The 12,610-nt window shown below is 67.1% G+C and carries 12 protein-coding genes; 7 read left to right on the forward strand and 5 right to left on the reverse strand.

The genetic code is table 11. The annotated features are described in order from the left end of the window. The first annotated feature begins 188 nt into the window (after positions 1-188). From ABZ004_RS38210 to egtD, 4 genes are read left to right on the forward strand one after another with little or no spacing between them, the layout of a single operon-like run. A complete protein-coding gene (locus tag ABZ004_RS38210; protein WP_355686844.1) occupies positions 189-1,415 on the forward strand; it encodes a glutamate-cysteine ligase family protein in 1,227 nt (408 codons plus the stop codon). Beyond that, complete coding sequence (egtB, locus tag ABZ004_RS38215; RefSeq protein WP_355686845.1) at positions 1,412-2,746, forward strand: ergothioneine biosynthesis protein EgtB; 1,335 nt, start codon at positions 1,412-1,414, stop codon at positions 2,744-2,746. The genes ABZ004_RS38210 and egtB overlap by 4 nt, the downstream gene beginning before the upstream one ends. Continuing rightward, positions 2,746-3,516 carry an ergothioneine biosynthesis protein EgtC gene (gene egtC / locus ABZ004_RS38220; RefSeq protein WP_355686847.1) on the forward strand — a complete coding sequence of 257 codons (771 nt, stop codon included), beginning with the start codon at positions 2,746-2,748 and terminating at the stop codon, positions 3,514-3,516. The genes egtB and egtC overlap by 1 nt, the downstream gene beginning before the upstream one ends. Then, on the forward strand, positions 3,513-4,490 hold the full coding sequence (egtD, locus tag ABZ004_RS38225) for an L-histidine N(alpha)-methyltransferase (RefSeq protein WP_355686849.1): 978 nt from the start codon (positions 3,513-3,515) through the stop codon (positions 4,488-4,490). Before egtC ends, egtD begins: the two co-directional genes overlap by 4 nt. Before the next feature lie 107 nt (positions 4,491-4,597). On the opposite strand, the gene ABZ004_RS38230 is transcribed toward egtD, so the two are convergent. From ABZ004_RS38230 to ABZ004_RS38240, 3 genes are read right to left on the reverse strand one after another with little or no spacing between them, the layout of a single operon-like run. Next, entirely contained in the window at positions 4,598-5,902 is a 1,305-nt protein-coding gene (locus ABZ004_RS38230) for an extracellular solute-binding protein (protein ID WP_355686851.1), read from the reverse strand. A 10-nt stretch (positions 5,903-5,912) separates the two neighbouring features. Beyond that, complete coding sequence (locus ABZ004_RS38235) at positions 5,913-6,839, reverse strand: carbohydrate ABC transporter permease (protein ID WP_355686853.1); 927 nt, start codon at positions 6,837-6,839, stop codon at positions 5,913-5,915. Next, a complete protein-coding gene (locus ABZ004_RS38240) occupies positions 6,820-7,743 on the reverse strand; it encodes a sugar ABC transporter permease (RefSeq protein ID WP_355686855.1) in 924 nt (307 codons plus the stop codon). Before ABZ004_RS38240 ends, ABZ004_RS38235 begins: the two co-directional genes overlap by 20 nt. A gap of 123 nt (positions 7,744-7,866) precedes the next feature. Between ABZ004_RS38240 and ABZ004_RS38245 the strand changes: the two genes are divergently transcribed. Both ABZ004_RS38245 and ABZ004_RS38250 read left to right on the forward strand, forming a co-directional pair. Then, positions 7,867-8,847, forward strand: coding sequence for a LacI family DNA-binding transcriptional regulator (locus ABZ004_RS38245; protein ID WP_355686857.1), 981 nt, complete (start codon positions 7,867-7,869; stop codon positions 8,845-8,847). A gap of 367 nt (positions 8,848-9,214) precedes the next feature. After that, on the forward strand, positions 9,215-10,081 hold the full coding sequence (locus ABZ004_RS38250) for an alpha/beta hydrolase (RefSeq protein WP_355686859.1): 867 nt from the start codon (positions 9,215-9,217) through the stop codon (positions 10,079-10,081). A 341-nt stretch (positions 10,082-10,422) separates the two neighbouring features. On the opposite strand, the gene ABZ004_RS38255 is transcribed toward ABZ004_RS38250, so the two are convergent. Further along, complete coding sequence (locus ABZ004_RS38255) at positions 10,423-11,118, reverse strand: CHAP domain-containing protein (RefSeq protein ID WP_355686861.1); 696 nt, start codon at positions 11,116-11,118, stop codon at positions 10,423-10,425. Between the two features lie 185 nt (positions 11,119-11,303). Between ABZ004_RS38255 and ABZ004_RS38260 the strand changes: the two genes are divergently transcribed. After that, positions 11,304-11,972 carry an NBR1-Ig-like domain-containing protein gene (locus ABZ004_RS38260; protein WP_355686863.1) on the forward strand — a complete coding sequence of 223 codons (669 nt, stop codon included), beginning with the start codon at positions 11,304-11,306 and terminating at the stop codon, positions 11,970-11,972. Between the two features lie 119 nt (positions 11,973-12,091). Here the strand turns inward: ABZ004_RS38260 and ABZ004_RS38265 are convergent, their stop codons facing one another. Then, positions 12,092-12,598 carry a MarR family transcriptional regulator gene (locus ABZ004_RS38265; RefSeq protein WP_355686865.1) on the reverse strand — a complete coding sequence of 169 codons (507 nt, stop codon included), beginning with the start codon at positions 12,596-12,598 and terminating at the stop codon, positions 12,092-12,094. Between the last annotated feature and the right edge of the window lie 12 nt (positions 12,599-12,610).

The raw sequence follows: 12,610 nt of genomic DNA on the forward strand, positions 1-12,610 counted from the left end.
GACGGGTACCGGCGGGACCGGGAAATCCTCCTCCGGACGCTGCCGCGGAATATTGTCGGTGCCGCCCGGCACTATGTCGATCATGAATCTGACACAGTGTCCGGCGACCTCCCCGGCGCCGCTGACGTCATCAATGGGTAACCAGCTGTCGGTTGTCCGTGCCCAGGGCCGCGGTTAGGTTCGATGACGTGACGGAGCCTGGTGGTATCCCGGCGACGGCCCCGATCGGCTCACGTGCGGCCGCGGAGGGTTACGTCGAAATGGTGTGCTTCAAGCACGGTCCTCCCCAGCTGCAGGGCGTCGAGCTGGAGTGGACGGTGCATCATGCGGACGATCCGCACCGACCTCTCGATGCCGCACTACTGAGCAAGGCCCTGGGCGCTCATGCGCCCGCCACCCTGGTGCCCGGCAGCCCGCAGCTGCCGCTCGGCCGGGGTGCTCTGGTCACGGTGGAGCCGGGTGGCCAGGTCGAGATCTCCGGCCCCGCGTCAGCTTCAGTCACGAGGCTGATCGACGACACCGCCGCCGACGCGGCCGAACTGACTTCTCTGCTGGCAGCCGCCGGACTGGTACCGGGCGAACACGGCCTGGACGCCTACCGGCCGCCCCGCCGCATCCTTACTGTCCCGCGGTACGCGGCGATGGAACGCGCGTTCGCCCAGCTCGGCCCGCACGGCCCGAGGATGATGTGCAGCACCGCCGGACTGCAGATCTGCCTCGACGCCGGTGAAGCGGACCAGACCGCAACGCGCTGGCGGGCGCTGCACGACCTCGGCCCGACCCTGGTCGCGCTGTTCGCCAACTCCCGGCGCCGGACCGGCGAGGACACCGGCTGGGCCTCGGCCCGGACCGAGGCCACCTTCGGTACCTGCGCCCCGTTCACCGAGCCACCGCCGCTGGACGGCGACCCTGCCGCGGCCTGGGCCCGGATGGCGATGGAGGCGCCGGTGCTCTGCCTGCGCAGGGGTGACAACTGGGACGCACCGGCCGGGCTCACGTTCGGTGCGTGGGCCGACGGGGCGCTGCCCGGCGACCGCCCGACGTACGAGGATCTCGAATACCACCTGTCCACCTTGTTCCCCCCGGTCCGGCCGCGCGGGTATCTCGAGGTGCGGTACCTGGACACCCAGCCCGGCGACGGGTGGATCGCGCCGACCGTGCTGCTGACGGCGTTGATGTCGGATCCCGCGATCATCGCCCGAGCGATGGCGGCCGCCGAACCCGCAGCGGGCCGATGGTTCCCGGCGGCGCGGGAGGGACTCGACGACAAGCTGGTCCTGCAGGCCGCACGGGACGTGGTCGACCTCGGCACCGAAGTACTGGACCGCACCGGCGTCGGTCCCGATCTGCTCGGGCAAGTCGCAACCCGGCTGACCCGCATCGTCGACGACACCCAAAGAAGGCGAGCCTCATGAGTCACCAGTTATCCGACCTGACCGAGGAGGGTCTGCGGGCCTTCGTTGCCGGGCAGCTCGAGCGGTCGCGGTCGCGGACCGTGCAGCTGACCGATGCGGTCGACACCGACGATCTGGTCCGTCAGCACTCGAAACTGATGTCGCCGCTGGTCTGGGACTACGCCCACATCGGGAATCAGGAAGAGCTCTGGCTGGTCCGTGACGTGGGCGGTCGCGAGCCGGTCCGGCAGGACATCGACGAGCTGTACGACGCGTTCATGCACGCCCGGGCGGACCGCCCGTCATTGCCGTTGCTGAGCCCGACCGAGACCCGCGCCTACGTGGTCGAGGTGCGGGACAAGGTGCTCGACGTGCTCGACCACGTGAAGCTCGGCGGCGATCGGGAGCTGGTCGAGAACGCGTTCGCCTTCGGGATGATCGTGCAGCACGAGCAGCAGCACGACGAGACGATGCTCGCGACGCACCAACTCCGAACCGGTACGCCGGTGCTCGACGCGCCCGCGCCGCCTACCGGCCGTCGACTCGCGCTTCCTGAAGTCCTGGTTCCGGGCGGTGTCTTCGAGATGGGGACGTCGATCGAGCCGTGGGCGCTGGACAACGAGCGGCCGGCGCATGCGGTGCACGTCGCGCCTTATGTGATCGACACCGCCCCGGTCAGCAACGGCGACTACCTGAGGTTCGTTGTCGGTGGCGGTTACCAGGATCCGAAGTGGTGGTCCGAAGCAGGTTGGGCGCATGTCCAGAAGGCTTCGCTCAAGGCACCGCGGTTCTGGGCGCAGGTCGACGGCAACTGGATGCGGACAAGGTTCGGTCACCGCGAGCTGTTGCCGCTCGACGAGCCGGTGATGCATGTCTGCTTCTACGAGGCCGAGGCGTATGCGGCCTGGGCGGGCAAGCGTCTGCCGACCGAAGAGGAGTGGGAGTTCGCTGCCCGTTTCGACCCGGCGACCGGCCGGACCAGGCGGTTCCCGTGGGGCGACGAGAGCCCCGGTCCGCAGCACGCGAACCTGGGCCAGCGGCATCTGCAGCCCGCCCCGATCGGTGCCTATCCGGCCGGCGCCTCGCCACTCGGTGTCGAGCAGCTGATCGGCGACGTCTGGGAGTGGACCAGCAGCGACTTCAAGCCGTACCCGGGCTTCCGCGCCTTCCCGTACGACGAGTACTCGCTGGTCTTCTTCGGCAACGACTACAAGATGCTGCGCGGAGGCTCGTTCGGCACCGACGAGGTGGTCGCCCGGAGTACGTTCCGCAACTGGGACTACCCGATCAGACGGCAGATCTTCGCCGGCTTCCGCTGCGCGCGGGATCCTCTTCCGTCGGAGCTTGTCTAGTGTGCCGACACCTGGCGTACCTCGGACCGGCGGTGCCGCTGGCATCGCTGGTCCTGGAGCCACCGCATTCGCTCTACCGGCAGAGCTGGGCGCCGGCGGACATGCGGGGTGGCGGTTCGGTCAACGCGGACGGCTTCGGTCTCGGTTGGTACGTCGACGGTGCACCGGTGCGCTACCGGCGGAGTGTGCCGATCTGGGCCGACGAGTCGCTGCCAGGGCTGGCCGGCTCGATCAAATCCGGAGCACTGCTGGCCGCAGTACGGAATGGGACGGTTGGTCAGCCGCTGACGGAGACTGCTGTTGCGCCGTTCACCAGAGATCAGTGGTTGTTCAGCCACAACGGGCTGATCGCCGGCTGGCCCGGTTCCGTCTCCAAACTGGCTGAGACCCTGCCCGTCTCCGAGCTGCTCACCCTCGACGCCCCAGTGGACTCCGCGTTGCTGTGGGCCTTGGTGCAAGACCGCCTGTACTCCGGTGCGCCTGCTGCCGAGGCGGTCGCGTCGGTGGTGCGCGACGTCGCCGCGGTCGCACCAGGTTCGCGGCTCAACCTGCTGCTGACCGACGGCGAACAGATCGTCGCGACGACCTGGACGCACGCGCTGTGGTTCCGGCGTACGGCGGACTTCGTTGCGGTCAGCTCCGAGCCATGGCAGCCCGAAGGCTGGGAAGAAGTGCCCGACCAATCGTTGCTGGTAGCAACCAAGAATTCACTGGCGATCACCCCCTTGGCTCCCCAACAGGCGGAGTCACCGATGGAAGGACGAGAGTGACCCTCATCGACCCCGAGATCGATATTCATCTGACCCCGGACTACGCGGCCCGCGCCCTGCGCGAGGACGCCCGGGACGGGTTGACCGCGGAGCCGAAATGGCTGGCGCCGAAGTGGTTCTACGACGCGCGTGGCAGTGAGTTGTTCGAGGAGATCACCCGGCTGCCGGAGTACTACCCGACCCGGGCGGAGCGGGAGATTCTCGAGGCAAGGTCCGGTGAGATCGCGGCGCTGACCGGGGCGAAGACGCTGGTCGAGCTCGGTTCGGGATCGTCGGAGAAGACGCGCCTGCTTCTGAACGGGCTGCGTGACCACGGCACGTTGACGACCTTCGTCCCGCTGGACGTGTCGGAGTCGGCGCTGCGCGAGGCGGCGGCCGCGATCACAGCGGACTACCCGGGCCTCATCGTGCACGGCGTGGTCGGCGACTTCACCGAGCACCTCGACAAGCTGCCGGGTGATGCCCCACGCGTGGTGGCGTTCCTCGGTGGCACGATCGGGAACCTGCTGCCGGACGAGCGCGAGGTCTTCTTCGCGTCGATCCGGGAGGTGCTGGAGCCGGGGGAGTGGCTGCTGCTCGGCACGGATCTGGTGAAGGATCCGGCCACCCTCGTCGCGGCGTACGACGACTCCGCGGGTGTGACGGCGGAGTTCAACAAGAACGTCCTGCGCGTGCTGAACCGGCAACTCGGCGCGGACTTCGACGTGGATGCGTTCACGCACGTCGCCGTGTGGGATGCGGAGAACGAGTGGATCGAGATGCACCTGCGCGCCGATCGGGCGATGCAGGTGCTGATCCCGGAGATCGGGCTCGAGGTCGAGTTCGCCGCCGGCGAGGAGCTGAGCACCGAGGTGTCGGCGAAGTTCCACCGGTACGGCGTCGAGGCCGAGCTCGGCAAGGCCGGCTTCACCCCCGGCGCCTGGTGGACCGACTCCGAAGAACGCTTCGCCCTCTCCCTCTGGCAAGCCGTCTAGCCGCTTACGTCCGAAGAACCGGAGGTGACGTCCCTCCGGTTCTTCGGACGTTAAGAGGGTTAGCCGGCCGACCTCCACCCCCCGCTTTCCCTAGCCTCAGCCTTTGATCAACCTGCAGATTTGATCAGGTCGTTGATCTTGCCGACGTAGGTCTGCAGATCGCTGACCGGCTTCTTGCCACTCAGGATCGGCTGGTACCAAGCCGTCGTGAGATCCGCGACCTGGGAGGCCCAGGTAGTGGTGAAGCGAACTCCGACCGTCTTCTCAGCCGCGAGATCAGCCTTGACCGTGTCGACGACCGTGGTCTGACCGGCCTTGGTGAGCGCGTCGAAGTAGCTGGCCTGCGCCGGGGTGTACGCCGGGGGCGCGACCGGCGAGGCGGGCAGCACGGCATCCCATACCTTCGAGTTCAGGTATTCGAGCACCTTGTACGTCGCGTCCTCGTTGGCCGTGTACTTCGGGGTGCAGATGCCCACCGAGTCGTACAGCGTGGTCGGCGTGGTGACCTGCGGGAACGGAGCGAACCCGTACTTGATCTTCGGCTTGTCGGTCTGGAACCCGGCCGCCAGCCACTGACCGCCGAACATCATCGGCACCTTGCCGGCCGAGAACAGCGCCTGCACGTTCGACGCGTCGTACCCGGGCGGAGCGACCGCGCCGGACTTGATCGCCGCGGCCAGCTTGGTCACCCCCTCGACGTACTTGTCGTCCGCCTCGGCCTTGGTCGGGTGGTTCACGTTGTCGGTGAACGGCGCGCCACCCGCGGACACGGAGTACATGCTCATCGTGAACGGCGAGTCGGCGGAGGTCAGCTGGTCCGCGACCAGTCCGTACTTCGCGCCGCCCTTGTTCGCCAGCTTCGTCGCGGCGGAGTACATGTCGTCCCAGGTCCAGCCCGACTTCGGCTCCGCGATGCCGGCCGCCTTGAACGCGTCGACGGAGTACCAGACGCCGTAGGTGTTCATCAGCGATGGCAGGCCGCCCATCTGACCGTCGGCGGTCTTCCAGTTCTCCATCGCGGATCCGACGAACTTGTCCGCGGTGAAGTCGCCGTCGCCCTTGCTGATCCGGTCGGCCCAGTCCACGGTCAGGCCCTGGGCGGTGTACTGCTGCTCGGTGTCGTTGCCGCACCAGAACAGGTCGGGCAGCTTCTTCGCCTGGGTCAGCGACGCGAGTTTGTCGCCGTACCCGCCGCTCGGGGTGTCGACCCGCTTGACGGTGATCTTGTCGTCCTTGAACCCGGCCAGTGCTTTGTCGATTGCCGCGTTGGTCTGGGCAGACTCCCACGTCATCACGGTCACGGTGACCGGGCCGTCGGTCTTCTTGCCCGAGTCGTCGGAGCCGCCGCACGCGGCTGTTGCCGTCAGCAACCCGGCGCACGCCAGCGTCGTACCGAAGATCTTCTTGTTCACAGCTGTGCTCCTATTTCTGGGTCGTGCTGCCGAGCGAGCCGAGGCCCTGGATGAAGTAGCGCTGCGCGGCGAAGAAGATGATCAGCGGCGGCAGCATGTAGAGCAGGTTCGTGGCCATGTAGTAGCTCCAGTCCGGCGTCTGCCCGGCGAACGGGGAGATGAAGGACGCCATTCCGACCGACAACGGCCATTTGTCGGAGGTGTACAGGTAGACCAGCGGATTGAGGAAGTCGTTCCAGGAGGCCTGGAAGGCGAGGATCGCCATCGTGATCCAGGCCGGCTTGGTCAGCGGCAGCATCACGCTGACGAAGATCCGCAGGTGGCCGGCGCCGTCGATCTTGGCGGCCTCGTCGATCGAGTACGGGATGGCCAGGAAGTACTGCCTGGCCAGGAAGATGAACAGCGGATTGCCGCCGAAGAAGGCCGGCACGATCAACGGCAGCCAGGTGTCGTACCAGCCGATGCTCTTGTACATCTGGAAGAGCGGGATCAGGCCGACCACACCGGGCAGCAACATGCTGCCGACGAACAGGTAGAACCAGAGCTTGCGGCCGGGGAACCGCAACCGGGCCAGCGCGTAGCCGGCCATCATCGCGGTCATCACCCCACCGAGCACGCTGAGCACGGTGATGATCGTTGAGTTGAGCAACAACCGCGGGAAGTGGATCGCCTTCGGCCCGTCGATGAAGTTGCTCCAGTTGAACTCGTGCGGGAGCAGTTTGGGCGGTACTTCGAAGACGGCCGTCTTGCTCTTCAGGCCGATCGCGATCATCCAGAGCAATGGGACCACCATCACGGCGCAGATGAAGAGCGCGGTTGCATACCACGACGCCGTACCGAGTGGTCTGTGTTTCTTCGGGCGCCTGGCCGGTTCGTCGAGTGCTCGCGCCAGTACGACGGGAGCCTCGGTCGCGGGGTCAGTCGGGAGTGTTGTCACTGTACGTCCAGAGCGAGGAGAACTTCGCGGTCAGGGCGATCACGGCGATGATCAGGATGAACAGCACCCAGACCTGGGCGGAGGCATAGCCGAGCTGCGGAATCCTGCCCAGGTTCGAGAAACCGTTGTTGTAGATCGAGAGCATCAGCACGTTGGTGCTGAAGCCGGGCCCGCCGCCGGTGAGGATCTTGGGCTGGTTGAAGGTCTGCAATGCGGCCGTGGTCTGCAGGATCACCTGCAGCAACATGATCGGGCTGATCATCGGCAGCGTGATCCGGAAGAAGACCGCGGCCGGTCCGGCGCCGTCGACCTTCGCCGCTTCGTACAGCTCGGTCGGCACCGCCTGCAGCGCGGCCAGGAAGATGATCATCGTGCCGCCGACGCCCCACAGCATCACGATCACGATGGACAGCATCGACATCGTCGGACTCTGCAGCCAGGAACTGGTCGGCAGGTGCAGCTTCTCGAGGATCGTGTTCGCCAGGCCCACCTGGGGATTGAGGATGAACTTCCACAGCGTGATGGTGGCGATGGCCGGCAGCACGACCGGCAGATAGGCCAGCGTCCGGACGATCCGGACCCCGGCGAACCGCTGGTTGCAGAACATCGCCAGGGCCAGGCCGATGCCGAGACTCAGCGGGACATAGAGCACGACGAGATAACCCGTTGCCTTGAGCGACGGCCAGAACGCGGGGTCGACGGTGAACATCCGGCGGAAGTTGTCCAGGCCGACGAAGACGGGATCGGTCAGGCCGTTGTACTTCGTCAATGCGAGGTAGAACGAGCGGATCAGCGGATAGACCACGAAGACCGAGAAACCGATGATCGGCGGCAGGATGAACAGGTACGCCGCCCTGGTATCGGAGCCGGCACTGCGGCTCATCCCGACTCGGGAACGATTCATCCTGCCTCCTGGACGGTAACGTTTCCAACCGCTTACTGTTGTGTGACGATGCCGTGTCGTGAGAGGGAAGTCAACCCTGTGTCCGAAACGTTTCCAAAGCAATCCGGGTCCAGCCGGCCGACGATGATCGACGTCGCGAAGGCGGCCGGAGTCGGGCTCGGCACGGTGTCCCGGGTGGTCAACGGCGGCGCGGGCGTGCGCGAGCAGACGGCGTCCCGGGTGCGGGCCGCGATCGACCAGCTCGGGTTCCAGCGCAACGAAGTCGCTCGCGCGCTGCGGCCCGGGAAGAAGTCGTCCAGCCTCGCGCTGGTGCTCGGCGATCTGACCAACCCGTTCTATGCGACGATCGCGAAAGCCGCTTTGGAGGTGGCCGGGCAGGACGGGTTCGCTGTCGTGCTCGGGTCCGTCGACGAGGACCCGGAAGGGGAGCGGCGGGCGATCCAGGAGCTGATCGGGCGCCAGGTCGCGGGGCTGATGATCGTTCCTGACCAGGGGGATCACTCGTATCTGGCCGGGGCGGGGATTCCGGTGGTGTTCGTCGACCGGCCGGCGCACGGGATCGACGCGGACATCGTGACGGTGGACAACCAGGGTGGTGGGCGGCTGGCCACGGATCACCTGCTGCGGCAGGGGCATCGGCGGATCGCGATCCTGCTGGCGCCGTCGTACCACACGACCGGGCGGCGGTTGCGCGGTTACCGGCTGGCCCATCGGACTGCTGGGCTGGAGGTCGACGAGTCGCTGGTCGTTCAGCTTCCGGAAGGTACCGCGGAGGCGGCGGAGAAGGCGACTCGCGAGTTGATGCATCGGTCGGACCCGCCGACCGGTCTGTTCGCCTCCACCAACTTCGTTGCCGAGGGCGTCCTTCGCGCACTCCGCGAGGTCGACCAGCAGCCCGCGGTAGTCGGCTTCGACGATTTCCGAATGGCCGACATGCTTCCTACTCCGGTCACCGTCGTTGCCTCCGACACCGCCGAACTAGGCCGCCTGGCCGCCCGCCTCCTCCTCGACCGCGCCTCCGGCACCGACACCCGAGCCCCCCAACGCATAGTCCTCCCCTGCGCCCTCATCCAACGAGGCTCCGGCGAACGCCCACCGGCCTGACCACCCCGGCGCCGCCCGCACCGACGCACATGAGGTGGTTGCCCCCGCCGCTCGCAACACCGCACCGCCATCCGGGCTCCCCACACCCAACGACCACCTCCCGTCCGTCGGTTCACCCCTACCCCTGCCCTCGGCCCTTCGCCCTTCCACCTCGCGGCGGTGCTGCGTCGAGCGTCTTTGTGCATGAGATGAGCATCTGGCGGGCGAGCGTCTGCTGATCCCATGCACAAAGACGTCCCGAAGTGACCGCCGACTCGCCTGCGGTTGAGGTGAGTGTGGCGTGTGAGGGGCGCGTTGGGGGAGCGTGACGTTCTGCTTCGGGGAAATTGGGCGGGATTTCGGCGGTTGGATCGGTAGCGTCGGCTGGGTGATCAGTGATGTGGACGGCTTGCCGGTGTACTACGAGTCCTTCGGCGAGGGGCGGCCGATCGTCTTCCTGCCCGGCTGGGGGAATGCGAACGGCGAAGGCCGGGACGTTCACGAGCCGGTGTTCGCGGGGCGAGAGGGGTGGCGCCGGATCTACCTCGACCCGCCCGGAACCGGGAACACACCGTCACGCCCGTGGATCGAAGACCAGGACGGAATGCTCGACGTGATAGCCCGCGCGATCGACAAAGTAGTCGGGCCAGCTCGCTCCGGGATCGGGTCGGCGCAGTCCAGGCTCGAGCCCGACTACCTCGCGGTGGAGCCGGACCATCTCGCGGTCGGGTCCGGCGATCTCGCGGTTGGGTCGGGCCGGTTTGCGGTGGTGGGTACTTCGGCCGGTGGGTTGCATGCTCGTGGGTTGGTTCGCCGAGACCCTGCTCGGATCATGGGGATGCTGCTGCGCGTGCCTGGTGTGGTGGTGGATCGCGCGGCGCGCCGACTGCCGGAGTACCAGGACCTGGGCCCCCAGTTCCAGGAAGCGAGTGAGCAGAAGCAGGCGAAGTACTACGACCCGGCCGAGCAGCAGGCGGATCTCGAGTTCCTCAGCGCGATCCAGAGCGACGTCACGAAGTACGGCCTGAGTGGTGACCTCCGAGTGCGACTGGAAGCGCCGACCCTGATCGTCACCGGCCGGCAGGACGTCATGACGGGCTACGCCGACGCTTGGGCCCTTCTCGACGACTACCCGCGCGCGACGTACGCAGTACTGGATCTCGCTGACCATGACCTGCCGGTCGTGAACCATGGCTTATATCAAGCCTTGGTGTCCGACTGGCTCGATCGCATGGAGGCAGCGGATGCGCCCTGAGACGCAGCCGGCGCTCGACCTACCCGGCCGTCTACGACTTGGTGAGGACAATAGGAACCAGGTTTCGCCGAGAAACCCGAGCGGTGTTCCGATCGAGCAGGACGGCCAGGTAGTTGCTGCCAGCAACCTCACGCTGTGGTGGGCGAAGCAGCATCGCGCAGAAGCTCGACTTCACGCCGTACGGACGAAATCTCGTCTTGAAACAAGCCTAGTGTCCGTAGGCGATGAAGCTGGCGTTCAAGGTGCCTCGCTGACGGGACGCGAGGACCCGGTCGCTGGAGGGGCGGTTGCGACCGGGTCCTGGTCCGTCGGGCCCCCGTGCCTGGGGTCCGGCGGACGGTCTAGAAGTTGGGCCAGGCCCAGCCGAGGTAGCTGTTGAAGTAGGGGAGGGAGCGGGTGCCGATCGCGCCGCTGACGCTGGTGGCCCAGAAGGTGCCGTCACCCTTGGCGACTCCGACATGCCCGTACGGCGCGGCGAGATCCCAGAAGACCAGGGCGCCCTTCGGCGGGTTGAGGTCACCGGGGTGCGCCATGCCGCGGGAGACGGCGTCGTTCCAGTCGATCTTGGCCGAACCCCAGACGAGGTCCTTGCCGTAGGAGTTCTCGGCGGCTTTCTCGCAGTAGCCCTGGTACGCCGTGGAGCCGCTACGCGCGGCGTACCAGGCGATCGCCTGGTCGGCGCGCGGGTTGCTGCTGCACAACGGTGCGATCAGGCCGGTGCTTCCGGTGTTCACGTAGGCGTCGGTGATGAAGCCCTTGCCGGGGATGTGGTCCCAGACCAGACTGCGACCGAACTTCCCGGTCACCGGTTCGCCGTAGGTCTGGCAGTCGATCTCGACCGCGCCGTTCGGCTGGTTGCCGACCGAGCCGAACGTGGTGGCGTTGCCGGACCGGATGGCGACCCCGGTACCGCTGTCGGTGACGACCGTGCCGGTGGCGGCGTGGGCGGGCAGGGTGACGGCACCGACCGCGGCGACGCCGCCGACGAGGGCGGTGCTGGTGATGCGCGCGAAGGTCTTGAGGAGAGCGGTCCGCATGATCAGATCCCTTCGATCAGGCCGGAGTTCGGGGCGGGGCTTGGCGATCCGGCGCTGGTTCCAGAGAATCAAAGGGTCACCGTGTTGTCGCAGTGGGCAACGAAAACGAATAACGGACAACCGAGTAGTCTCTGTGAACGAGTGACACTGGGGAGAAGACCGTGAGGCCAGCGCAGGCTCGCTCCGTGATCGGCAGTCGCATGCGGGAACTCCGGGAGGCGGCCGGCGTCCCGCTGACCCGGGCCGCGACCCTGTCCGGCTGGGACAAGGGCCACCTGTCCCGGGTCGAGCGCGGGCACACCAAACCAAGTCGGGAACTGATCGAGTGGTACGACGAATCGTTCGGCGCCGGCCAGGCGCTGGTGAACCAGTCGATGGAACTGGATGAGGCGGTCCGGGCCGGCAAGGACATGTCGCTACGGGACATGCGGCGGCGCGGATCCGTGCTGCATCCGATGCTGCTCGGTGGATCGGTTCCGGCCGATCACCATCCGGAGGATCGGGCCGAGTTGGTGGGGGAGACCGTGCCGGACGGCACCCGGGTCTGCCGGGACCAGGAGTTCGAGAAGAGCTGGGAGATCCGGAACAGCGGCGAACGGCCATGGCACGATCGCTGGCTGACCCGGCAGGGCGCCGCCGGGACGCCCGGCTGGATGCGGTCGCCGGCGCACACCAGGTTGCCGGACGCCGTGCCGGGTGAGGTGGTGACGGTACGGATGACGTTGCAGGCGCCGTCGCAGGTCGGAGCCTCCACGGCTTATTTCAAGGTCACCGACGAGGAAGGCCGGCTCTACTACCCAGGCCTTGAATCACCACCTGTCTATTGCACGATCTTCACCGTCTATGAGCTCTGAACGATGGTAGGTGATGGACACCGTCGCGGGCGGCGCGCTCCGCTAGAACGAAGTACGTAGTACTGGCTGCGCGAGTACGTAGTACTGGGGGCCTGGGATCTTTTCTGGATCCCGGGCCTTTACTTGTTGCTGTATTGCGCGTCGAGTTCGGCGTCGATCTCTGCCTTGCGCTTGATCCAGCGGTCGCTGAGACCGTCGACCTCCTCCTGGATGAACTTGAGGAAGCCCAGCGTCCCGCGGAGCCGGCGATCCGTGTCGGTACCCTCGCCGGCCGCCTCGATCATCAGCCGCACGCTGTCTTCCCAGCGGGTCAGGAAGCGGTCTTGCCGCATCATGCTCTGGTACCAGAAGTCGTCCTGGACCACGTACACGTCGCGGCGGCTGCCCGGGTCGCGCTCGCGGCTGGCCAGCCGCATCTGCTCGAGGTAGCGGACGGCTCCGGAGATCGCGGCCGGGCTCGCCTGCAGCTGCTCGGACAGCTCGGCCGCCGTCATCCGGCCCGGCTCGCTGCCCAGGATGGCGGCGAACACGCGGGCCGCCATCCGGGGCCAGCCCGTCTCGGCCAGCAGGTTGCCGAACTGCTCGGCGTACCGCTGGGCCGCTTCGTCGTCTCGTTGTGCGCTCACCGCCCCATCATC

This window comes from Kribbella sp. NPDC006257, from assembly GCF_040613535.1.
In the GTDB taxonomy this organism is placed as follows: domain Bacteria; phylum Actinomycetota; class Actinomycetes; order Propionibacteriales; family Kribbellaceae; genus Kribbella.

Excerpts from the sequence above, each read along its gene's own strand:
- ABZ004_RS38255 (WP_355686861.1), bottom strand. The coding sequence starts at position 11,118 with ATGCGGACCGCTCTCCTCAAGACCTTCGCGCGCATCACCAGCACCGCC.
- egtB (WP_355686845.1), top strand. The coding sequence starts at position 1,412 with ATGAGTCACCAGTTATCCGACCTGACCGAGGAGGGTCTGCGGGCCTTC.
- ABZ004_RS38245 (WP_355686857.1), top strand. The coding sequence starts at position 7,867 with ATGATCGACGTCGCGAAGGCGGCCGGAGTCGGGCTCGGCACGGTGTCC.
- ABZ004_RS38240 (WP_355686855.1), bottom strand. The coding sequence starts at position 7,743 with ATGAATCGTTCCCGAGTCGGGATGAGCCGCAGTGCCGGCTCCGATACC.